General features: G+C 65.5%; 18 protein-coding genes. 10 read left to right on the top strand and 8 right to left on the bottom strand.

Annotated features, from left to right (window positions below; genetic code table 11):
- Positions 1 to 3: 3 nt before the first annotated feature.
- Positions 4 to 2,691, bottom strand: coding sequence for an NAD-dependent epimerase/dehydratase family protein (locus tag JKL45_RS08705; protein WP_201860725.1), 2,688 nt, complete (start codon positions 2,689 to 2,691; stop codon positions 4 to 6).
- Positions 2,692 to 2,942: 251 nt separating this feature from the next.
- Complete coding sequence (locus JKL45_RS08700) at positions 2,943 to 3,311, bottom strand: hypothetical protein (RefSeq protein WP_201860724.1); 369 nt, start codon at positions 3,309 to 3,311, stop codon at positions 2,943 to 2,945.
- 263 nt (positions 3,312 to 3,574) lie between these two features.
- Here JKL45_RS08700 and JKL45_RS08695 point away from each other — a divergent pair, with 263 nt between their 5' ends.
- The 8 genes from JKL45_RS08695 (at position 3,575) to JKL45_RS29865 (ending at position 11,966) form a co-directional block, all read left to right on the top strand.
- On the top strand, positions 3,575 to 4,006 hold the full coding sequence (locus tag JKL45_RS08695; protein WP_201860723.1) for a hypothetical protein: 432 nt from the start codon (positions 3,575 to 3,577) through the stop codon (positions 4,004 to 4,006).
- Positions 4,007 to 4,067: 61 nt separating this feature from the next.
- Positions 4,068 to 5,789 (top strand): efflux RND transporter periplasmic adaptor subunit, encoded by a 1,722-nt coding sequence (locus tag JKL45_RS08690; RefSeq protein WP_201860722.1) that lies wholly within the window; start codon positions 4,068 to 4,070, stop codon positions 5,787 to 5,789.
- A gap of 7 nt (positions 5,790 to 5,796) precedes the next feature.
- The gene (locus JKL45_RS08685) at positions 5,797 to 8,922 is read left to right on the top strand and encodes an efflux RND transporter permease subunit (protein ID WP_201860721.1); all 3,126 of its coding nucleotides are present in this window, start codon (positions 5,797 to 5,799) and stop codon (positions 8,920 to 8,922) included.
- A 23-nt stretch (positions 8,923 to 8,945) separates the two neighbouring features.
- A complete protein-coding gene (locus tag JKL45_RS08680; RefSeq protein ID WP_201860720.1) occupies positions 8,946 to 9,320 on the top strand; it encodes a hypothetical protein in 375 nt (124 codons plus the stop codon).
- Between the two features lie 29 nt (positions 9,321 to 9,349).
- Positions 9,350 to 9,799, top strand: a complete 450-nt coding sequence (gene copM, locus JKL45_RS08675; protein ID WP_201860719.1) for a CopM family metallochaperone — start codon at positions 9,350 to 9,352, stop codon at positions 9,797 to 9,799.
- A gap of 169 nt (positions 9,800 to 9,968) precedes the next feature.
- Positions 9,969 to 10,451 carry a DUF411 domain-containing protein gene (locus JKL45_RS08670; protein WP_201860718.1) on the top strand — a complete coding sequence of 161 codons (483 nt, stop codon included), beginning with the start codon at positions 9,969 to 9,971 and terminating at the stop codon, positions 10,449 to 10,451.
- 139 nt (positions 10,452 to 10,590) lie between these two features.
- A complete protein-coding gene (locus JKL45_RS08665) occupies positions 10,591 to 11,004 on the top strand; it encodes a FixH family protein (protein ID WP_312896928.1) in 414 nt (137 codons plus the stop codon).
- Between the two features lie 308 nt (positions 11,005 to 11,312).
- Positions 11,313 to 11,966 carry a copper-binding protein gene (locus JKL45_RS29865; RefSeq protein WP_246498402.1) on the top strand — a complete coding sequence of 218 codons (654 nt, stop codon included), beginning with the start codon at positions 11,313 to 11,315 and terminating at the stop codon, positions 11,964 to 11,966.
- 179 nt (positions 11,967 to 12,145) lie between these two features.
- Here the strand turns inward: JKL45_RS29865 and JKL45_RS08655 are convergent, their stop codons facing one another.
- The gene (locus JKL45_RS08655; RefSeq protein WP_201860717.1) at positions 12,146 to 13,207 is read right to left on the bottom strand and encodes an ABC transporter ATP-binding protein; all 1,062 of its coding nucleotides are present in this window, start codon (positions 13,205 to 13,207) and stop codon (positions 12,146 to 12,148) included.
- Between the two features lie 372 nt (positions 13,208 to 13,579).
- On the opposite strand from JKL45_RS08655, the gene JKL45_RS08650 reads away from it, so the two are divergent.
- Positions 13,580 to 14,890, top strand: coding sequence for a family 1 glycosylhydrolase (locus JKL45_RS08650; protein ID WP_201860848.1), 1,311 nt, complete (start codon positions 13,580 to 13,582; stop codon positions 14,888 to 14,890).
- A 334-nt stretch (positions 14,891 to 15,224) separates the two neighbouring features.
- On the opposite strand, the gene JKL45_RS08645 is transcribed toward JKL45_RS08650, so the two are convergent.
- The 5 genes from JKL45_RS08645 to JKL45_RS08625 all read right to left on the bottom strand — a co-directional run bounded on the left by JKL45_RS08645 (position 15,225) and on the right by JKL45_RS08625 (position 20,373).
- Positions 15,225 to 15,644, bottom strand: coding sequence for a c-type cytochrome (locus JKL45_RS08645; protein ID WP_312896927.1), 420 nt, complete (start codon positions 15,642 to 15,644; stop codon positions 15,225 to 15,227).
- Positions 15,645 to 15,798: 154 nt separating this feature from the next.
- Positions 15,799 to 16,575: a multiheme c-type cytochrome gene (locus JKL45_RS08640; RefSeq protein WP_201860716.1), complete on the bottom strand. Its 777-nt coding sequence runs from the start codon at positions 16,573 to 16,575 to the stop codon at positions 15,799 to 15,801.
- Positions 16,572 to 17,276 carry an iron reductase gene (locus JKL45_RS08635; protein WP_201860715.1) on the bottom strand — a complete coding sequence of 235 codons (705 nt, stop codon included), beginning with the start codon at positions 17,274 to 17,276 and terminating at the stop codon, positions 16,572 to 16,574. The genes JKL45_RS08640 and JKL45_RS08635 overlap by 4 nt, the downstream gene beginning before the upstream one ends.
- Before the next feature lies 1 nt (position 17,277).
- Positions 17,278 to 19,320: a 2Fe-2S iron-sulfur cluster-binding protein gene (locus tag JKL45_RS08630; protein ID WP_246498400.1), complete on the bottom strand. Its 2,043-nt coding sequence runs from the start codon at positions 19,318 to 19,320 to the stop codon at positions 17,278 to 17,280.
- Positions 19,321 to 19,518: 198 nt separating this feature from the next.
- Positions 19,519 to 20,373 carry a Spy/CpxP family protein refolding chaperone gene (locus tag JKL45_RS08625; RefSeq protein WP_201860714.1) on the bottom strand — a complete coding sequence of 285 codons (855 nt, stop codon included), beginning with the start codon at positions 20,371 to 20,373 and terminating at the stop codon, positions 19,519 to 19,521.
- A 277-nt stretch (positions 20,374 to 20,650) separates the two neighbouring features.
- Here JKL45_RS08625 and JKL45_RS08620 point away from each other — a divergent pair, with 277 nt between their 5' ends.
- Positions 20,651 to 21,373, top strand: a complete 723-nt coding sequence (locus JKL45_RS08620) for a Crp/Fnr family transcriptional regulator (RefSeq protein ID WP_201860713.1) — start codon at positions 20,651 to 20,653, stop codon at positions 21,371 to 21,373.
- Positions 21,374 to 21,445: the final 72 nt, after the last annotated feature.

Below are 21,445 nucleotides of genomic sequence, written 5' to 3'. Positions count from 1 at the left end.
TCCTCAAATGATGTAGCGGTCCCAGCTGGCGTAGTGCTCGGCCGTCCGGCGTCCACGCGGTAGGCTGAGCCCAACCAGCGCGAACCCCAGGACCACGCTGACGACAGCGGCCATTCCTGACCCTCCATCGAGGATCCAGGGCGCGATCACCAGCCAAGCACCGAGCGGCACATTGATAAAACGAAGCGCACGGGCGACCTCCGCCGTCGCGATGATCGCAACCGTGATGGCTAGGGCACCAATGACATGGTCGCTGTTGGCCATCGCTCCTGTCGTGCCGAGGAACAACCGCGTCAGCATCAGAAAGGCCCCGATCAGGATGGTGAGCCCGAGCGTCCAGGGCAGGGTGATGCCACGCGAGGTGTCCGCCCAGAACTCGGCAGGGCTGGCCAGGTTGTCGGACCGGTCCTCCTGGCCACCGTCTACGGCATCGCCCTTGAAGAAGGTGCGGATTAGCGGCTTGCCCTGGCGGTGGGCCCAGTACAGGAATTGCCCCATCGCGATCACCTCGTCGAGGGCGAACGGGATCATGACCAGCATCGCCAGCGCAGCAATGAGCGCAGGCGTGCTCCAGGTGCCGATCATGATGGGCTGGATGATGATGAAGTAGACGCTCACCACCCCGAGCGGGATCACGAGGATGCCGAAGAAGGTCACCATCCAGGGCATCGTGCGCCAGCGGTCACGGGTGCCCATGACAGCCATCAGGATCTCAAGCATGTAGCTTACGGCACCGAGACCGGCGTCCGGGATCGGCCAGGCTCTTGAGACGTCGGACGTGATGATCTCCTCGGTGCCGTTCCGGGGATCGGCCGGGTTGCCCAGGAAGAACGGCTCCCAGGCATAATCCACATGGCCAAGCTGGTAGGCGGTGAGCATGCGCGAGATCAGGAGCCCGATGAGCCCCATCGCGGCGATGGGCAACCGCTGCGCGCCGGTGGAGGGACAGTAGGTCCACCCTGGCGGCACGACCTTCGGGTCCATCATGCCTGCCATGCTCATGCCGGGCATCATCGGCACGAGCACCGCGAACGCGATCACCAGGAAGCCGACGAGAAGGTCGTTCTGGTACTGGGCGGCGCTCGGGCTCCAGAACAGCAGCGGCGCGAACAGAAGCCAGATGCCGATGAACGCGTTCGCCCACTGCGCGAACCAGGCCGCGCGGTTGGACAGCGACAGGGCGCCGAACAGCGCAATCAACAGGCCGCTGATGACATCGCTCGCCATCAGAGCGCCGGCCCGCCATTCGACCGACGGCAGCCCGCGCTCGGCCGTGATCGCCCGAACGGCGGCGCTCACCGTCTCGCTCGTCACTGCATCGTAGACGAGGGGGCTGGCCGCGAGCCACAAGCCCAGCCCGATATTGGCGAAATGCGCCCAGCGGGTGCGGCGGGCGTCCTCCTCCATCAACGCCATGTGGTCGTGGCCGCCGGGAGCCATCATCCCGTCATGACCGGCATGATCCCCATGGCCGGCATGACCGTTCTTTCCCATCGGCGGGTGCTTCGCTGGAGCCTTGCCATGCCCCATCGGGGCGTGATCATGCGCGGCATGAGCCTCTGCCGGGGCGGGCGACCTTTCTCCTTTGCCGCTGTCCGCCGCCACGCCTTGTGACGGCCGCTGCCCATACCAGGCGACGAGCGCCGGATTGAGCTTGTTCACCTTGTACCAGCCGATGGGGTCACGCTTGAGCGCCGCCACCATTTTAGGCAGGGTATCGCGCAGCGAATGCTTCGGCTCCCAGCCGAGCAACTGGCGCGCCCGTGTGATGTCGAGCACGTAGTGGTCGCTCGACTGCTCGACCATCCAGGGCTTGATGAACTCGTCGCTGCCAAGCACCTCGTTCTGCACCCATGTGCCCGCCATGGCGAGGGACTTCGGGATCCGGACCGTCCTCCAGTCCTCGCCGTGCATCGCCTCACCGATGGCCTCCTGCACCTCGGCGTAGCCCAATGCCTCGGGCTCGCCGACGAGGAGCGGCACTTCAGGCGGGAGCTCCCGTCGGCGCTCGATGACGCGGGCGAAGGCATCGGCGAGATCGTCGATGTGGACAAACGACTGGCCCGCGCAGAGCATGCCGGGATAGAAATGGGCGATGAGCCGGTGTTCGTAGATGCGCGCGACCTGCTCCGCGACAAACGGCGAGTGGCCGATGTCATCATAAACCCCAGCGATGCGGAGCATGACCACCGGAATGCGGCCGTGGCGCTCGCGTAGCAGGGCTTCCGTCCGCACCTTCGACTCCGGATAGGCCCATGACGGTTCAACAGGCGAGTTCTCGTCGATGGTCTCGTCCGGCCGGTCTGTCGGCTTATGGACTAGCATCGTGCTGGCGAACACGAACTGCTCCACCTCGAATCCCTGGAACCCGTCAATCAGCCGGCGTGTGCCCTGGACCGTAACCTTGTCGTAAAGCGGGTTCGGCTCGCCCGAAACGTCATAGTAAGCGGCCAAGTGAATGACCGAGGCGATGCGGTTTCCAAATCGCTGGCGAACCTCGTCGAGCGCGGCCGCGACCTTCTCGTCGGAGCTCAGGTCAAAGTCGACGGCGTGCGCGGGCGCGGGTGGATCCGGAGGACCGGACCGGTCGAGGACGACCATTGTGTAGCGGTCGGCCAGCCGCCTGATGAGGGCTCGGCCGATGAAGCCGGTTGCGCCCGTCAGAACAACGATGTCCTTGTTTTCTGGCATATGTCGCTCTCCGTTCTCTGCGTTCGGGGACGGCCGCCGATGCCGGCTGCTGCACCAGTCCCCGATCTACGCCGGCGGCCTGTCAACCGCGCGGGCCGGGTGCTCATAAACGCCCCTTCAGTGCGTTGCCGCAAGGGCAAGACCGTGGACGATCCAGCTCCGGACCTTCCGCATCCGCATTGCCCTTCAGCGGCGTTCGGGCTCTGTCGCGGGGCTGCCGGTCGGGCACAGGCGCCGCGCCGGGCGCGGGCTCAGGCGCGCTTGGGCGGACGGTCGAGACCGGATGGGGTCGCCGGCGCGGGCACCAGATCGGGGCTGGACCTCACAGGAGCCGAGGGCAGGAGGGCCTGGGCGGCGCCAACAGGCGAGGGGATGATGGCCACAGTGCAGGCGGGATGGCAGCAGCCCTGTCCGGCCGCATGGGCTTTGGTCGGACCGGAATGCTTGTGTTCGGCCTGGCCCTGCAGTGCGTGCTGGGGCCCGCTCGATGCACTGTGGGCGTGCAGGACGGGACCGGGGCTACCTGCCTTGACAAGGCCGTGCCAGTACGTGCCCACGAGCGCGATGGCCACCATCGCGACCATGAGGTGGCCCAGCATGAGGCGAAGCAGGTGGGGCACGGTGTCGTCCATTGCGGGATCATGGTCCCAACGGCACCCCGTTCAACTTGGTTCCGATAGTCCAGTTCACGGTCTCGCTCTCTGATCCACCCTACGGGACGGCTGCCAGGGGCGGTGTCGGCCAAAATGCCGGTTGAAGCCCTTGTGGCACCAGCCGGCGACTGCAGCGCGGGGATCACCTGCCCAGACAGGTTGGCGTTTGATCCAGCGCAAATACAGTCCACAGGACGTCAGGTACATTCGCTGTACGGAGGAGAGATTCGTTGAGCGCTGTGTGGACCCACTTACGCCGGTTTGTCGCGAGCCTCGTGCTCGTGGCCGTGACCGTGTTCGTGCTCCACAACGGGGCCATGGCCGGCATGCGGGCCCATGACTTGGATGGTGCCCGGAGCGGATCTCATGCCGCCCTCATAGAGAAATTCCAGCAGCACCAGGATTGCGCCGGCGAAACTGCCGGCGTTGAGGCGGAGGATGGCTGCGCTTCCATGGGTGGCGGTCACGATCACGAAGGTGCGCAGGGCCTCCACAATTCACATTGCGGCAGTTTCTGCGGTTTTGCCTTGCCGTCCGTTGACCTTGGCCCCGGCACGGCCCGGATCGTCGCCATGATCACCCTGACACCTGTAAGCCAGCAAGGCTCCGGCATCGACCCGAACGGCCTGAAGCGTCCACCGCGAACCCCCTGCATTGCCTGACCGAGCGACCGGCTTGAGCCGTGTCGCTCCCGACGACGTGCTCATGACTGGGGTTCTTCCAATGCTTATCCGTTCCAACGGCGCCCGGCTGCGCCTCCAGGCTGTCCTGTGTGGCCTGGGCTTCCTGACCACCCTCGTTCTCGCCCCGGCGGCGATGGCCCACAGCGGACACGACCATGGCGCTCCGCCTCCAGCGGCGGTGACCACCTCCAATGCGCGCGTGGCCGTCCAATCGGATGCCTACGAGCTCGTCGGCATCCTGCGCGGCGAGCGCCTCGGGCTCTACCTCGACCGGTTCGGCACCAACGAACCGGTGGCCGATGCCAGGATCACTGTCACCGTCGACGGTCAAGACGTCGAAGCCGAAAAGGCGTCGGACGGCACCTACGCCGTCACGTCGGCCGACTTTGCCGGCGAGGGGCCGCTTGAGCTTGTGTTCGCTGTGAGCGCGCCGGCCGGGGATGATCTCCTGATCGGAACCCTCCTCCTCCCCGTCAGGCCCGCAGCCGCCGCGGCCCTTCCCGCAGACACCACGGCAGCGCTGGCCCTCCGGGTGGCGCCGGGCCTGCGTGTCGGCGGCGTCGAAATCGCGCAGCCCTACACCGTGGCTGGTGTCGTCGGACTCGGGTTCCTGCTCGGCCTTGCCGCCCGGAGCCGCAGTCGTCTGGTTCCGGTGACCAGCCTTGCGCTCATCGCCGTCCTGGCGACCACCGCCTATGCCTTCAGCCACGAAGGTGAGGACCATGGTGCCGGAGACGCCAAGGCGACCTTGCCCGCGGGCGACACGCCGCGACGCCTGCCCGACGGCACGGTGTTCGTGCCAAAGCCGAGCCAGCGCCTGCTGGACGTGCGGACCAGCCTCGCGACGCCCGAGGAGGCGCAGAAGGCGATCATCCTGGTCGGCCGTGTGATTGCCGACCCGAACCGCTCAGGTCTCGTGCAGAGCATCAACGGCGGGCGGATGGTCGCCCCGGAGGGCGGGCTGCCGCGCCTTGGCCAGACAGTCAGGAAAGGCGATGTGCTCGCGCTCGTCGAGCAGGCCGTAGGCCAGGCGGATCGCACGACCCTCTCCGAGCGCGTCGGCGAGATCGAGCAGGAGATCGCGGTCGCCGAGACTAAGCTGAAGCGCGTGCGCCAGCTGGCCGAGCGCAACGTGGCACCGCCGAGCCAGGTGGTTGACGCCGAGATCGAGCTTGAGGGCCTCCGCCGCCGGCGCGAGATCGTGCGGCAGACCCGGATCGAGCCCGAGGTCCTGCGCGCACCCATCGACGGCACCGTCGCCGCGGTGCGGGTCGTCGCTGGGCAGGTGGTCGGCTCCGAGGACATCGTCTTCCAGATCGTTGACCCGAAGGGGCTGTGGGTCGAGGCGCTCGTCTATGGCGACGTCAACCCGGCAAAGGTGACCGGCGCCAGCGCGATGGCAAACGACGGCACGCCGCTCACCCTGACGTTCCAGGGTTTCAGCAAGGCCCTGCAGCAGCAGGCGACCGTCGTGCAGTTCGCCGTCGAGAGCCCGCCGGACAACCTCAGCGTGGGCCAGCCCGTGACAGTTGCCGCCAGGAGCGGGATCTCGGTCACCGGCATCGTCCTGCCACGCGACGCGGTGGTGCGCGGCGCCAACGGCGAGGCGGTCGTGTGGCGTCACACGGATCCGGAGCGCTTCGAGGCCCGGCCCGTGCGGACGGAACCCTTCGATGCCCACCGCCTCGTCATCCGGGGCGGCCTGGCCGAGGGCGAGCGGATCGTGATCCGCGGCTCCGAACTCATCAACCAGATCCGGTGAGGCAACGATGTTCAATTTCCTTGTCTCAAGCAGCCTTAAGAACAGGCTCTTCGTCCTGGCCGCCGCCTTGGTGTTGATTGCCTATGGCAGCTTTGTCCTCCCTCAGATCCCGGTCGACGTGTTCCCGGACCTCAACCGACCCACTGTCACCCTGATGACCGAAGTGGAGGGCCTTGCGCCTCAGGAGGTGGAGCAGCTCGTCACCTATCCGCTGGAGACCGCGATGAACGGCATGCCGGGCGTGACCCGGGTGCGCTCGGTGTCGGGCGTGGGCTTGTCCATCGTCTATGTCGAGTTCGACTGGAGCACCGACATCTACCGTTCGCGCCAGCTCGTCGCCGAGCGCCTGGCGCTCGTGGGCGAGCAGCTTCCGCGCGGCGTCACCCCGCAGATGGGACCCGTGACCTCGATCATGGGCGAGATCATGCTGGTCGCCGTCACCAGCGACACGGTCTCGCCGATGGAGGTGCGCGAGATCGCCGACTTCATCATCCGGCCGCAGCTCCTCACCATCGCGGGCGTGGCCCAGGTCATCCCCATCGGCGGCGAGGTCCGGCAGTACCGGATCGTGCCGAACCTCGCGGCCCTGCAGGCGCTGGAAGTCTCGCATGAGCAGATCGAGGCAGCCGTCACCCGCTTTGGCACCAACACCGGCGGCGGCTTCGTCGACCAGCACGGGCGCGAGTACCTCATCCGCAACGTCGGGCTGACCAAGCGCCTGGAGGACCTGCGCAACACGGTGGTCGTCCACCGGGACGGCCAGCCGGTCTTCCTGCATCAGGTGGCGCAGGTCGACTTCGCCCCGCGGGTGAAGCGCGGCGATGCCGGCTTCCAGGGCAAGCCCGCGGTGATCGTGTCGATCCAGAAGCAGCCCGGATCCGATACGGTCGATCTGACGGCCAAGATCGAAGCGGCTCTGGCCGAGATCCAGAAGACGCTGCCGCAGGGCGTCTCGGCCACGAACCTGCAGTTCCGGCAGGCCACCTTCATCGAGACGTCGGTCGATAACGTCAAGCGGGTGCTGTTGGAGGCGGCCGCCGTCGTGGCGGTGATCCTCGTCCTGTTCCTGATGAACGCCCGGGCGACCGCCATCTCGCTCTCCGCGATCCCGATCTCCATCCTGGTCACGGTCGTGGTGTTTCAGGCCTTCGGGCTCACCATCAACACCATGACCCTCGGCGGCCTCGCCATCGCCATCGGCGAGCTCGTCGACGACGCCGTGGTCGACGTCGAGAACATCCTGCGCCGGCTCAAGGAGAACCGGGAGCTTCCCGAGCCCCGGCCCGTGCTGGAGGTGATCGCAGCGGCCTCCCAGGAGGTCCGCTCCGGCATCGTCTACGCCACGATGATCATCATCCTGGTGTTCATCCCGCTCTTCGCGTTGTCCGGCATTGAGGGACGGCTTTTTGCGCCGCTCGGAGTGGCCTACATCGTCTCGATCCTGGCCTCACTCGTGACCTCGATCACCGTGACGCCGGTGCTGGCCTATTACCTGCTTTCCGGGCGGGTGAAGGGCCACGAGCACGACAGCTTCGTGGTGCGGCACCTCAAGCGCGGCAACGCGGCCCTGCTGCGCTGGGCCTTCGCGCATCGGGGGCTTCTGTTCGCGACAGTTGCCCTCGGCGTCGGCGCGGCCGCCTACGCCACCACCCTGCTGCCGCGAGCGTTCCTGCCGCCGTTCAACGAGGGCACGCTCACGATCAGCCTCGCCTACAACCCCGGCATCGCGCTCGCGGAGAGCCACCGCCTGGGGCTTGTGGCCGAAGGCCTGATCAAGGACGTGCCGGAGGTGATCTCGGTCGGACGCCGCACCGGCCGCGCCGAGCTCGACGAGCATGCGGAAGGGGTCCACTCGTCCGAGATCGATGTCGACCTGAAGCGGTCGGAGCGCTCGAAGGAGGAGGTCATGGGCGACATCCGCGCCCGCCTGGCCGTCCTGCCGGCGACGCTCAACGTGGGTCAACCGATCTCGCATCGCCTCGACCACATGCTCTCAGGCGTGAGGGCCGAGATCGCGCTCAAGATCTATGGCGAGGACATCGATACGTTGCGCACCCTGGCGGAGGGCCTGCGCGAGCGTCTCTCGGGGGTCGAAGGGCTCGTCGACCTCCAGGTCGAGAAGCAGGTGCGCATTCCGCAGCTGCGCATCGACGTCGACTACGAGAAGGCCGCCCTCTACGGCCTCACCCCGGCGACGGTGACGCAAGGTCTGGAGACGATGTCGAACGGGCGCACGGTCTCGCAGATCGTGGAAGGCAACCGCCGCTTCGACGTGGTGATGCGCCTGTCCGACCAGGACCGTTCCACCACGGGCCTCAGCGACCTGCTCATCGCCACGCCGACCGGCCACGTGCCGCTGCGCATGATCGCGACCGTCGAGGAGACCGACGGACCGAACCAGGTGCTGCGCGAGAACGGTCAGCGCCGGATCGCGGTCCTCGGCAACACGGATGGCAAGCGCGACATGGCGGCCATCATTGCCGACATCCGCCGCATCACCGCCGAGACGCAGTGGCCGCAGGGCTACGTCACTCGCCTGGAGGGCACCTTCCAGGCGCAGGAGGAGGCCACGCTCCGGATCGGGGCACTGTCGCTCCTGTCGCTCGCGATGGTGTTCGTGGTGCTCTACAGCCGCTACCAGTCGCCGGCGCTGGCGCTGATCATCATGGGCAACATCCCGCTGGCGCTCATCGGCAGTGTGATCGCCCTCAACATCGCCGGCCAGCCGCTCTCGGTCGCCTCGATGATCGGCTTCATCACGCTGGCCGGCATCTCGGCCCGCAACGGGATCCTGAAGGTCTCGCACTACATCAACCTCGCGCTCTACGAGGGGGAGCGCTTCGGCAAGGACCTCGTGATCCGCGGCAGCCTTGAGCGACTGACCCCGGTGCTGATGACGGCGCTTTCCGCCGGCCTCGCCCTGATCCCGCTCCTGATCGGGGCGGACGAGCCCGGACGCGAGATCCTGCATCCCGTGGCGGTGACGATCTTCGGCGGCCTCGTCAGCGCGACCCTGCTCGACACCTTCCTGACCCCGGTCCTGTTCCTGACCTTCGGCCGCAAACCCCTGGAGCGCATCCAGGCCGGCCGCGAGGGCCGGACGGGTGGCCTCACCCCGGCGGAAGCCTTCTGATCCCCAGACAAAGGAGAACTCCCATGAAACGTCTCATGCTTATCCTCGCCCTCGCGGCCGCACCCTTGGCGGCATCAGCCCATGAAGCCGCCAAGGGCCCGAACGGCGGTCCCGTCGTCGACAGCGCCGGCCACCACGTCGAGATGGTCGCCAAGGGCTCCGAGCTCGTCCTTTATCTCACGGAGGGGGCCGACAAGCCGCTGGCCTCCGCAGGCGCCCGGAACGCCCGCGCCGTGGTGCAGGACGGCGGCAAAACAGCGACTGTCCCGCTCCAGCCGGCCGAGCCCAACAAGCTTGTCGGCACCCTCGCCCAGCCGCTGGGCGCGGGCGCCCGTGTCGTAGTGTCTGCCACCATGGCTGACGGCCACACGGTCCAAGCCCGCTTCGCCAACAATTGATCCCACCCGCTTCACCAAGGAGAACCATCATGAAGACCTCCATTCTGGCCGTCGCCCTGATCGCCCTCGCAGGCCCGGCTCTGGCCCAGGCCCACTCCCAGACCCCTTCCGCTTCACCGCAATCTCAAGGTCAGATGCCCATGGGGCAGATGATGCGCGGCGGCGGCATGATGCAGGGTCATGGAACGCAGGCCGCCCCGGCACAGGCCGGCAGCCAGTCCGAGGCGACAAAGGCCTACGCGGCGGCCATGGACAAGATGCATGCCCCGATGGCCCAAGGCATCCAGGACGCCAACGCGGACGTCGCTTTCGTCAAGGGCATGATCCCGCATCATCAGGGCGCCATCGACATGGCCAAGGTCGCCTTGCAGTACGGCAAGGACGAGCAGACCAAGAAGTGGGCTACGGATGTGATCCGCGAGCAGGAGCGCGAAATTGGGGAGATGCGCGCTTGGCTCAAGGCTAAGGGAGCCGAGTGAAGCTGGGAGCGCTCAGGTCAACGCCAAGCCCGCTTTAGGAGGTGCGCCCGAGGCGCACCTCCAGACAGCCGGCACCCAGTGCCCGGAACTTCGGCCGCCGCCGGCACGTCCAGGCATCCCATGCAAGCCCTCCCACACGCCTGCCCACCACTCTTGAGAGAGCAGCCCGATGAGTTCTTCGCTTCTCACCCGCCGCACCGTTCTTGCCGGTCTGACAGCCTCGGCCGTTGTGGGCTATCCCCGCCGCTCCCATGCCCAGCCCTTGCCAAAGGTTGTCGTGACCAAGGATCCGTCATGTGGATGCTGTTCCGGTTGGGCCGACCACATCCGGGGTGCAGGCTTCCCCGTCGAGATCAAAGAGACGTCCGAGATCAATCGCCTGAAGGTCAGGCTCGGCGTGCCGCAGGAGCTCGCCTCCTGCCACACCGCAGAGGTTGGCGGCTATGTGATCGAGGGGCACGTGCCGGCGGACGCGATCAAGCGGCTGCTGGCCGAGAAGCCTCAAGCAAAAGGGCTGGCCGTCCCTGGCATGCCCGTCGGCTCGCCCGGCATGGAAGTCGAGGGCACCGCGCCGGACACCTACGAGGTCGTGCTGTTCGGGCCACGTGGGCCCACGACCTTTGCACGCTACCAGGGGCTGCGGGCGCTTTGACGCGACGTCCTAGGCGCCTCAAGCCTCGGAAACCGCTTCTTGGCTGAGCTGGGCTGTGAGGAGGGCGTTCCGCAGCGGCTCGGTCTTCGTCGGACGGCTGAAGCTGTCCCTCTCATTCGGAATAATAGGACTCCTTCCAGTGTTTGACTTTGCTGTGTGGCGCGTTTTTTGGATTGTGCTCGGCTTCATCGGTGTCGGAGCGGCGCTGACCTTCCCTCCAAGCCGCGATGTGTCGGACCACTACACCTTCGAACTTGTGGATCGCGAGGTGAAGCACGGTTCCGGCACAACCGTCCTGGTCCGGTTGGTTGATGAGCGGACTGGAAAGGTGGTGCCGGACGCGACCTTGTTCATCAGTCGCCTCGACATGTCGCCTCACGGCATGGGCGCAATGGAGGCCCCGCTTGAGCCGCTGCCCGACACGCTGCCCGGCTACTACCGTTTCGAGACCGACCTTTCGATGGTCGGCGGATGGGCGCTCACGCTCGCCGCCAAGCTTCCGGGGGAAGCGGACCCGATCCACCGCAGGCTCGTCCTGCAGGCGATCCAGTGATACGCCAGTGAATTCGACCTTTCGACGAGTTTGGCGCGTTTGAGAGGGAGCATCGTTCGTCTCCAGGGACGCCATTCAACACAGATCTCCGAAGCAAGTGACGCAATCCCCATGATGACCGCGCGCCGGCTCCAATTTGGATCTGCGCGCTTGGGAGCGCTTGTCACAGACCGGCCTTGCCGATCCCGTCGCATCACATTGTGCCCGTAACCTCCGTTAGACCTGCCCACATCTCTGCCGTTCCGATGACGCTGAGCCACCCGTGCCAAGGCACGGCAGGAATCTGTTTGGCTATTTCGAAAGCCACCATGACCGGCAACGCATCCACTCGGCGCCTGGGTGCTTCACTCCCGGACGCACTGGGTGGAAAGCGGTCTGACCTGGTGCACGCCAGCATAAGGAAGTTCGATTTACCTGTCTCTGGCAGGAAGTTCTGCTTGCGCCTTGATCCGGATCAAGGCGACCGCCACGTGGTCTGCTATGCTCATGAGCGCGGCAAACCAACCTGCCTGTTGCAAGTCATCGTCGCTTGTGCAGGGCAGCGCCACAGATCCTGTGGCCGAGTGGAGGTAACCATGATTTGGACGTCGAAACTCAAGTTTGCGCTTTCCCTCGGGGCTGGCCTTGTCATGGCTCCCGGTCTCGGTGTGGCGGCAATGACCAGCATCGAGTGGCTCAGCCGCATGGAGCAGATCGAACTCAGGCGAGGGTCCATGGCGGATCATGTCCATGCCCAAGGAACAGTCCGGGCGGTTGATCCCGGTTCGGGTACGGTCACCATCCTGCACCCGGAGATTGGCAGCGCAGACAAAAGCATCTGGATGCCGTCCATGACGATGGTGTTTCACGTCAGCCGGTCAGAGGTGCTGCGAGGGATCAAAGCGGGAGACAACGTGAGATTTGAAGCCGCGCGGCGCCGGGGAGCCGTGATGGTGACGCACATCACCAGGATTGGCAGATGACGCCCTGAACGGCTTTGCATCTGCCAGAGATGGACAACCGCGGGCACTCCGTCAGTGTCGGCGACGAGCGTGTTCACGCCTAGATCGACACCCGCCACCGACGATTGTCCTGCCGAACCTCGGCTTGTTCATGGATGCGGAGACGAGGCTGACTTGGCAGAACTCCAGTCGCGCCTCCATCAGCCCTCCGGGCGGATCACCCGACCCACTTCATCAAAGCGGGCCCGCGCATCCGACCAGGCCTGCGCGAACTCGAACAGCTCGCGCAGGGACGGGTTGATCTCCTTGTACGCGGCAAGCGCTGCAACCAGCGCTCCGACCGACAAGCGGTCGTGGATGACAAGATAGCCGCCGATTGTGAAGAAGAAGAACGGAGTAAGATTGGAGGTGAAGTTGAAAAGGCTCTTGAGCCTCGCCTTCAGCTCATTGATCTGGAGCCTGATTGCCTCAAGCGCCCTGATCTGCTGCAACCGCGCCCGGTTGGTCAAAGCCAATGACGGCGCAGAGAGTTCCGAGGCGCGGGACAGGGCGGCGCTCAAGCTCCTCGTCGCATGAACCCGTTTGCGCACAGACGCATTGATGCGTAGCTGGAGCCGGGGCAGGATCGCAAGTTGGACCGGCAGCATCACGACTGCCGCCAGTGCCATCACGGCATCCTGCATGAGAAGGAAGGTGAGGCTTGTCACAAGCGTTCCGCCTTGAAGAATGGGCACGCTCAGCATGCTGCCGCCGAAGTAGCCGATAGGCTCGCATTCACTGATTGCCACGGCGGTCAGGGCTGGCTCATCTGCGCGAGCCTGGGAGCGCGCTTGAGTTCGGACGACAGCAATCCGAAGACGTCTGACAATCCGCTCGGAAATCCGGCCTTGGGCGACGTTGGCATAGTACTTGATGGTGCCGTTCAAGGCGATGGCGCCTAGGTACCCGGCGCAGAGCAGGATGAGAAGACTGACCTGATCCAGCTTGAGCTCGAACAGATCCATCTTCGGGCCACCAGCCGCGAGGGCGTGGTTGATGATGTGCTTGGGAAGTTCAAGAACAAGATAAGTCGTCGGAAGCACAAGGGACGAGATCGCGACCAGCTTGAGCTGCAGCCGCAGCGTCCAGCGCAGAACCGCCTGCTCCAGAGGTGGCCGAAGGGGCTCCTCAGCGACCACATGCCGGGCCTGGCGGCATGCCGTTAACTTCCGTGGCCATGACAGGAGAGTGGATAGGCGATGGGTGCGCCACTTGTAAGCCATGCCACGTCGTCCACCTTGATCAAGACATTGCCGCACAACGCGACAACGGCCGCTCGCCATAGACGGCATTATGGGGCAGCCCCTCGAATAGCTGATGAATGGACCCGCGAAAAGGGTGGAGCAATGTTCACGGGACGGTCGGCTGCCGCCAATGCAGTGGAGTTCGCCAAGTCACCGCGTCGGCCTGCTCACACAGGCATCACGCCGAACTCTGAGCTCGCCGTCCGTTCCGTCCGGCGAGCCTCTTCGAGACGCATCTGGCAGGCCGCCAGGGTGCCAAGGCGGGCTGCAACGGAAGTCCCACGCCCGCGTTAGCGCACTGCGATGCAAGCTCCCTCCTGTGAGCGCCAGGAATCCAAAGGAGAGACCATGATGGCGGCGCCATGGTTCATGTTCGCGACCGGGATCGAGAACAGCTACCCGACCATCAACAACGGCCGCACGCGCATCGATGAGATGGAGAAGTGCGGCCACTACAAGCATTGGAGGACGGACTTCGAGCTGCTCCAGGACCTCGACATTCAGTTCCTGCGTTATGGGCCTCCCATCCACAAAACCTGGCTCGGGCCTGAGCGCTACGACTGGGAGTTCTCCGACCTCACCTTCGGCCATCTGAAGCAACGCGACACTGTCCCGATTGTCGATCTGTGCCACTTCGGCGTGCCGGACTGGATCGGCGACTTCCAGAACCCCGATTTTCCGGAGCTTTTCGCGGACTATGCCCGCGCCTTTGCCAGCCGGTTTCCGTGGGTCCAGCTCTACACCCCCGTCAACGAGATGTTCATCTGCGCCACCTTCTCGGCCTATTATGGCTGGTGGAACGAGCAACTCGCCAGTGACCGTGCCTTCGTCACGGCGCTCAAGCACATCGTCAAGGCGAATGTGCTCGCCATGGCGGCGATCCTCGACGTTCGGCCGGACGCCATCTTCGTCCAGAGCGAGTCCTCCGAGTACTTCCATGCCGAAGACCCCAAGGCTATCAAGCCTGCGGAGCTGGGCAATGCGCGCCGGTTCCTGTCGCTCGACTTGAACTACGGCCATCCTGTGAGTTCCGGGATGTACGAGTACCTGATGGATAATGGCATGACGCGTGAGGAATATCATTTCTTCCTGCGGCACTCCCCCCTGCGCCATCACTGCATCATGGGCAATGACTATTATGTCACCAACGAGCACCGGGTGGCCGCCGACGGGAGGAGTTGGGCTGCGGGCGATGTGTTCGGCTATGACGACATCACCCGCCAATACTTCGAGCGGTACAAGCTGCCGGTGATGCATACCGAGACCAACATGAACGAGGGGCCGAACGGGGACGAGGCCGTCAACTGGCTCTGGAAGCAGTGGGCCAATGTGCTGCGGGTGCGCAACACCGGCGTGCCTATCGTCGGCTTCACCTGGTACTCGCTGACGGATCAGGTGGACTGGGACACGGCGCTGCGCGAGGACAGAGGCACCGTCAACCCGCTCGGGCTTTACGACCTGGATCGCAACATGCGGGCCGTGGGGCGTGTCTACAAGGACCTGATCCGCTCGTGGAGCGACGTGCTGCCGGCCCAGAGCGTGTGCTTGAATGTCCCGGTCGTGCTGCCGAGCGAAACCGACGAACCTTTTGTCCAGCGTCGGCGCGACTGGATGCGGCGTTACCATGAGGCCCGGCACCAGCGCAGGTCCGGGGAGGTTTGAAAAAGTTAGCTTGCCATCAGGCCCGCTTCAGCTTCGAAACAGTACAAACCTGGGACCCCGGGCCGCTCAGCGGGCGGCACACCGAGAAGCCTTCCCCCATGAAGAGGTCCGCATCCGCCATCCACGCCTCGCGCATCGTGAACCATATCTTCAGTGTGGGGTTGACGCCCGTGTTTCTGCCCTCCGGGATTGTGCGTTCTTCCAACGCCTTCCCAAACCGATTGGCTCTCTAGCCGATTTGTTCAACCATCCGGCGCCGGCGCGCGAAAAAGCCGCCCTCGTGGAAGCCGCTCGCCAGCCCCTGTATGCCCTGCCGGCAACGGTTGCTCTGGGCTTAGCCGCCGGGACGTTCGGCCGTGATGCCGTTGGCCTGCTGGATCTCTCGAATGTAGCGAACAATGGCCTGAAGCTGTGGATCGCTGACTTGCGGTTGCGGGGGCATGTTGCCAAAGCGCCAGTGGTGCTGCCGAACCCCTGACTTCGCCGCCACATAGAAGGCCCCATCCGCGTGGTGGCCCGGATGATAGATGACATGAACGAGGGGCGGACCCCGATCCGTGCCGGCCCCGGTCGGCCCATGGCAGCCGGCGCAGTTGGCCTCGTACGCCACCTTGCCAGCGGTAGCGGCTGGTGAGAGGGTCGCCGGCTCCACGATATGGCTCGGCTCCTGAACCTCTCGCCTCATGAGACTCCATGCGACGGCAAGGCTGCCCAGCAGCGCGACCCCAACAGCCAGCCAGGACCAACGGTTCACGCTCCGTCTCCTCGACTCCAAAAGATCTTTTCTACTGAGCGGAAGGTTGGCGTACCTGACGCCAGACAAACGTGTTGCATGATAGATCTACTCTGCCTCGAAGCCGAGCCAAGTCGTTGGATCAGGCCCACCCGGGCCGTTCAGCGCAGCTGGCTCAATGGTGCTTGTACCAGCCTGCACCTTTGATGTCGTTCCACGCATTTGTCTTGTGGCAGGCGTAACATTGACTCACCTGGGCATGCTCCTGCCCGGCGACTCTCTGCGACACCATGCTGAAGTGTTCCATGTAATGGCTGGGCGGCGCCTGGTGGCACTGCGCACATTCGCGCGAGGTCGGCGACGGGTGCAGAAATGATGCAATCTGCCATGCCGATGTTCCGTGACAATCAGCGCATTCGGTCCCGAAGAGCTTCCGGTGGGGATCCTGGTTGCTGTGGCAGGCGGCACAGTTGAGCCCCTCCTTCTCGGCAGGTACCGACACCGGTATGCCAAGGTAGCTTGCGAGGTCATCGATCATTTGGCGCGACAGACCGGGATGGCCCTGCAAGGTTCCTGCCGCGTGCCAGCCAATCCGCAAGAGAGCACCATGGTCCATCCTGGTCGGGCGCGAGCCGCCTTGGTGTTCGACATGACAGCCGCTGCATTCCTGAACATTGGCGTGAAACGCTGTCGACTGCTTGGCCAGATCTGCTGCGGCGGATGAGTGGCAGGTGATGCACGTGGCCGCCTCGACACCTTTGGTGGGAGTGTGGCACGTCTCGCACTGGTCGCTCAGGAACGCGTGCTTGCCCGACAGAGGACCAGGCTGGAAGAAACTCCGCCAGCCCGGAACAGCAGCCGATCCCGCATAGTAGAGAGCCGCTGTGGCAGCGAGGCCAACCAGCACCGATGCCGTGATGAAAACTGTATAGAACAGGCCGAGCTTCTTCACGAGAGCCACCGCAATCCATAGTAAAGCTGGCCCGCGACATGGAGCGCCAGCAGCACGTACATTACAACCGCGCTAACGACATGGACCACGATCCACCGCATGAAGACCGCTTTCACCGCATCACGCGAGCCGATGGCGTATTCAAGATCAGCGATGCCATCGACGAGCTGGAGGATCGGCACACCGGGAAGCGCCGGTGCGCGGAGCGGCGGCGCCACTTCTGATGCCGCTGGCCGGCCTGCGAGGGCAACGGCGGTCTGATCGAAGGCGGAGCGGAGTGTGGCCAGCCGGGACTGCTGCTCCCGCAACTCGGCCGATACCTGAGGCAGGTAGTAGCGGCCGACAAAGCCCGTGACGACAACGGTCAGCATCATGACGACGAGCGCGATCCCAAGCAGGCTCTGGTACTTGTGCCCGGTGTGCAGGATCCCGAGCAGTGCGCCAAGTATTCCTGCATAGACGTGGAAGGCCAACAGCGAGCGCAGGGACACCAGGCGAGCCATGTGCGGCTTGAGCCGGGTACTGTATTTGGCCAGGGGGTACACCAGTAGCAGCACCATCAGGATGGCGGCTGCAATGCCAAGGATGCTTCCGGTGAGACTGCCCGGAAACCGCGGCGACGTATGGAGGACGAACGCCGGTGTCAGGAACAGGAGCAGTGTGAGGCCGGCCCCGACGGTGAGCCGTTCGGTCTCGTTCATGTCAGGCATCCACCACCAGGTTGCCGATGGACTTGGCCTGGCACGCCAGAATGATGTTCTGCGCCTTGTCCTCCGACGTGAGCGCCTCGTCGACCGCCATGGTCACCTGGCCCTCCAGGAGCCTGGTCTTGCAGATGCCGCAGGTGCCAACCCGGCAGGAGTAATCGATGGGCACGTCGGCGGCCTCCGCGACCTCAAGGACGCTCTGGTCGGGCGGCAGCGGCACAATTTTGTTCGACTTGGCGAAGCGGATCGAGGCGGTCGCCGGACCAATCGCCGCCGGCAACGCTGCGGCGGGTCCGGCACTCCCGTCGGGTTGCAGTTGGATGGGCTCGGTCACCGTCACCCCGGGCGGGGGCACGGCCCCTTTGGCAGGACCGAAAGCCTCGGTTCTGATCTGATCTCCGGGCACCCCAAGCTCCGCCAGAAGCCTCCTCATAGCCTCCATCATGCCCGGAGGGCCGCACAGATGAACCCGCCGCTTGGCGATCTCGGGCACCGCTTGCGCCAGGAGCTCCTTGGTGATCGGCCCCTCCGGACCCATCCATGAGGTCCCGGCGGCCCGCGCCATCGTGGCGATCACGTGCAGATTGGGGTGCCGCCGCTGAAGGTGCTCAAGCTCGTCCCGGAAGATGAACTCGGCCGTTGAACGCGCCCCATAGACGAGGAAGATTTCGCCCGGCCAGGCAATGTCGTTGAGATAGCGGATCGCTGCCATGAGCGGCGTGATGCCGACCCCTCCGCCGATCAGCACGACGCTCTCGGCTTCCGTCCCGCTGAAGGTGAACACGCCTGATGGTCCCATCACATCCACCAGATCACCGACGGCGACATTGTCGAACATGTATCGTGAGAGGAGTCCTTGCTCCTCGCGCTTGATGGTGGTCTCGACATAGGCCGTCTGGGCGGCCGAAGACGCGATGGTATAGGAGCGCCTCACGAGCTTGCCATCGATCTGAGCCGAGTAGGTGAGGAAATGGCCGGGGACGAAGGTGAAGGGAATGGGGCCGCCCTGCGGGTTCCTAAGCCGGAACGTCTTGACGTTCGGTGTTTCGTCGAAGATGGCAGCCACCCGAAGCTGTCCTTTCCACAGTCCGGAACGGGCTGGCGTGCCCGTGGACGCCGGTGCTGCCGCTGCGGTCAAGGAACCGGAGGGAGGGGCCGCCGGCGATGGGACCACTGCGGCTGGCGTTGCTCCGGGAGGAGAGGGCTGCGGTGCGGTGGTAGCCGCAGGCGGAGGCGCCGCAGGGATGATCGGAGCCAGGGTGGCGCTCGACAAGCGGTCGACGAGGGCGTTCGCCCGGCGCATGCGCGCGAAATAGATCGCCAGCATGGCGAGAGCAAAGGCCGATCCCAGCGCCATGGTCATCACGTGGAGCCAGGACAGGCCGAGGGGGCCCTCGGACGCGTGGACAGGCATTGCGGTGGAGAGGTTGAGCTGTCCTTTGAACCAATCCTGGGCAATCTGTGGCGGGGCCTTTCCCTCCATAAGCGCCCGGAGCGCCGCCGTGCCGCTGTCCACTTGATTAAGGCCGTCCCGCAGGCGCCGGGCGGCTTGTTCCGCTCCGGCGGCATCTCCTGAGGCATTCGCATGGCGGAGGGCGTTCCCGGCGATTGCGATCTCGTCGGTGCCTGCGCTGATCCGTGCCCGCGCCTGGGCTTCGATGGTGTGCCGCTGCTCGGGGGACAGGGTGGGCAGGTCCATGAGGGAGGGGTAGAACTCCTTCTGCGGTTGCCCGCCCATCATCTCGCCCATGCCGCTCATCATCCCGCCCATGGCGCCGCCCTGGGGCGGCATTCCGGGCATGGCGGAGGGGCTGCCCGGAACACCTGTGGGTGGATTGGCCGGCGAGGGGACCGGACTTGGCGGAGCGGCCATGCCAGGGACGGCGGCGCCTGGGTGGTGCCCGGCATGGCCGTCCCCCGCCTGGCCGAACGCCTGAAGGGCGGACAGGCCAACGAAGGCGGTTGCCGCGACAGTCAGGACGAGAGGTGCAGTGAGGGGGCGTTGGTGCATGTGGTGGGAGGAAGAACGCTGTGCCATGAAGTCACTGCCAGCCGATCTTGATTGTCCTTGGCTTTCGGAGAGCTGTCCCGGGTCGCCGGAGGGGTCATCGCGGCTTGCATGGCGGGCATTGGGGTCGGGAGCAAAACCGACAGCGCCGCGGCGCCGGGGGCGCCGCCGCTGCCGCGTCGCTCCGATCCAAGGCGGGGAGCCAGGGCCTGGACCCACACAGGCCGCTCAGAAGGTGGCCAGGAGCGGCACGACCAGTTCCTCCGCCACGTGCTTCTGGTGCTCGTCAAGTCCGGCATGGAGCTGGGCAAAGGAGCTCCGCGCTGCCTTGAGGGCCTCCAGCCGGGCGCCAAGATGGCGTTCGTACTGCTCCAGCCGCACGGTCGCGCTCGCATCGGCTGCCGGGGCCGCCAGCAGTTGCCGGGCCTCGATCAGATGCTGTCGGCTTGAGCGCAGGGCCTCGGCAAACTGGTTCCAGGCCGGTGCTTGCGCGTCAGTGATCTTCAGCTCCGCCTTCAGAAAGGCAATCCGACCCTCGATGCGGTCCGTCATGTCCGCGCCGCCTGCGGTCATCCCCGGCATCGCACCGCCCATCGGCGCCGGCGGCATGCGCATCGCGTCGTTGTTCATCATGCCCATCCCGCCCTGCTGGTTGGGCTGCATGCGGCGCATGTTGTCCATCATCATGCCGCCCTGACCCATGGGGGCCATGCCGGTCTGGCCTTGCTGCATGCGCATCATGTTGTCATCCATCATGCCGGAGCCACCCATCTGGCCAGCCTGCCCCGACGGCATCGCGCCGGACCCTGCCTGCCCGCCTGGCGCCATCGTGGCTTGCCCGGACCCGGACATGCTGCTGCCCATGCCGCAGCACATGCCCATGCCGCCGCCCGTGCCGCCGGAGCTTTGGCCAGCCGGCATGGCACCTCCGGCCGGGCCCTGCTGCATGCTGCCCATGTTGTCCATGGCAACGACGATACGAGCCGGGGAGGGGTCGCGCTGCTCGGCGGCGTGCGCGACCTGTTGGACGGTCACCAAAGCCAGCACCGACACGGCGGTCGCGAGAACGAAGGAAGTGCGCATGATCGTTTCTCCTATGAAATGGCCGCGCTGCGGCGTCAGAGGCTCTCTGTCACGGTCGCACCATCGCAGCTGAGCCGCATGGCGTCATTGATCGTGATCAATCGCCAAGTCCCCTCCGCGCTTGGCCACTGCGAAATGCGCCACGTCGGCCGGTCAAGGCAGTAGCCGCCGGCACGGCGGCCGGGCGCTTGATCCGGATCAATGCCAGCGCGGCCAATTCGGGGCATGCATGAGGACCTGGCCATCATTGGCCATTCCATTGTCCTGGGCCGCCGTCATGAGTCGCGAACTGAACAACACCGCCCTGGCCGAACCGGTCGGGTGCCTGTGCCCGGATCCCAGGGCATGGCGCCTGGAGGATCTCCCCTGCACCCTGGAGACCGAGGACGAGTCCCGGTCCTTCCTCATCCGTCAGGGAGGCCGGCGGACGGTCGGTCCGAATGAGGCCATCTTCGCGGGTGGTCCAACCGAGAGCCGCTGCTTCCGCGTCCTTGAGGGTGTGGTGCGGCTCGTCAGGTTCTTCCCCGACGGTGCCCGCCAGATCGTCCGGTTCGCATTCTCGGGGGCCTATTTCGGACTGATCCATGCCGAGCGGGCCCTGACGGCCGAGGCGGTTTCGCCCGCGGTCCTGCTCGAATTCGACGCCGGCAAGCTGCAGCGCCTGGGGGAATGCAATCCGCTCCTCGGGCGCCAGCTGGCGAATGTCCTGCGTGCCGGGGCGAGCGAGGCGCTCGACCATGTCGGCCTCCTTGGGCGAAAGGACGCCCGGAAGCGCCTGGCCTTGTTCCTGCGGTTCCTGCACCAGAACACTGGGCTGGGCGACATCGTGACTGTGCCCATGCCCAGGTCCGACATCGCCGACTTCGTGGGCCTCAAGATCGAGACCGTGAGCCGGGCGTTCGGGTACCTGCGTCGGCGCCACTTGGTCGAGGATGTCGGCCGCGGGGTGCAGCGCCTGGATCTGGCAGGTCTCGACCTGCTGATCGATGGCGAGGGCTGATCAGGCTGGCGATGCCCCTGCACCGCGGCGCCAGGCCAGCCCGCTTCCAAGCGGTCGCAAAGCACACGGATC

This window comes from Microvirga soli, from assembly GCF_016734765.1.
Lineage (GTDB): Bacteria > Pseudomonadota > Alphaproteobacteria > Rhizobiales > Beijerinckiaceae > Microvirga > Microvirga soli.
This window is presented reverse-complemented; position numbering and strand designations above follow the sequence as displayed.

Coding starts and splice junctions, on each gene's coding strand:
- JKL45_RS08650 (WP_201860848.1), top strand. CDS start 13,580: ATGGCGGCGCCATGGTTCATGTTCGCGACCGGGATCGAGAACAGCTAC.
- JKL45_RS08690 (WP_201860722.1), top strand. CDS start 4,068: ATGCTTATCCGTTCCAACGGCGCCCGGCTGCGCCTCCAGGCTGTCCTG.
- JKL45_RS08625 (WP_201860714.1), bottom strand. CDS start 20,373: ATGCGCACTTCCTTCGTTCTCGCGACCGCCGTGTCGGTGCTGGCTTTG.
- JKL45_RS08685 (WP_201860721.1), top strand. CDS start 5,797: ATGTTCAATTTCCTTGTCTCAAGCAGCCTTAAGAACAGGCTCTTCGTC.
- JKL45_RS29865 (WP_246498402.1), top strand. CDS start 11,313: ATGACCGGCAACGCATCCACTCGGCGCCTGGGTGCTTCACTCCCGGAC.
- JKL45_RS08680 (WP_201860720.1), top strand. CDS start 8,946: ATGAAACGTCTCATGCTTATCCTCGCCCTCGCGGCCGCACCCTTGGCG.
- JKL45_RS08655 (WP_201860717.1), bottom strand. CDS start 13,207: ATGGCTTACAAGTGGCGCACCCATCGCCTATCCACTCTCCTGTCATGG.
- JKL45_RS08630 (WP_246498400.1), bottom strand. CDS start 19,320: ATGGCACAGCGTTCTTCCTCCCACCACATGCACCAACGCCCCCTCACT.
- JKL45_RS08620 (WP_201860713.1), top strand. CDS start 20,651: ATGAGTCGCGAACTGAACAACACCGCCCTGGCCGAACCGGTCGGGTGC.
- copM (WP_201860719.1), top strand. CDS start 9,350: ATGAAGACCTCCATTCTGGCCGTCGCCCTGATCGCCCTCGCAGGCCCG.
- JKL45_RS08635 (WP_201860715.1), bottom strand. CDS start 17,276: ATGAACGAGACCGAACGGCTCACCGTCGGGGCCGGCCTCACACTGCTC.
- JKL45_RS08705 (WP_201860725.1), bottom strand. CDS start 2,691: ATGCCAGAAAACAAGGACATCGTTGTTCTGACGGGCGCAACCGGCTTC.
- JKL45_RS08670 (WP_201860718.1), top strand. CDS start 9,969: ATGAGTTCTTCGCTTCTCACCCGCCGCACCGTTCTTGCCGGTCTGACA.